The organism is Chryseobacterium sp. SIMBA_028 (assembly GCF_046535285.1).
In the GTDB taxonomy this organism is placed as follows: Bacteria; Bacteroidota; Bacteroidia; order Flavobacteriales; family Weeksellaceae; genus Chryseobacterium.
The window spans coordinates 1-273 of the sequence record NZ_JAWRWZ010000275.1; the positions used below are offsets into that span (position 1 = coordinate 1).

Here is a 273-nt window from a genome sequence, read left to right on the forward strand (position 1 = left end):
GGAAAAACCGTTTGTTCGGCAATTTTAACCAAATATTTTAATGCTGATTACTGGAAACCAATTCAGTCTGGAGATTTACTTTTTTCAGATAGCATGAAAATTCAAGATTGGGTTGGTGAAAAAGTAGTTATTCATCCTGAAACCTTTCGATTACAATTGGCAGCTTCACCACATCAGTCTGCAAAAGAAGAAGGAATTATAATTGATTTAAATGAATTTAAACTTCCTGAAACACAGAATAATTTAGTTATAGAAGGAGCCGGAGGATTGATG

The 273-nt window shown here is 33.3% G+C and carries 1 protein-coding gene; it reads left to right on the plus strand.

From position 1 onward, the window contains the following. Positions 1–273: ATP-dependent dethiobiotin synthetase BioD (gene bioD, locus SCA31_RS23435; RefSeq protein ID WP_410699418.1), on the plus strand; the 273-nt coding region annotated here is incomplete at both ends.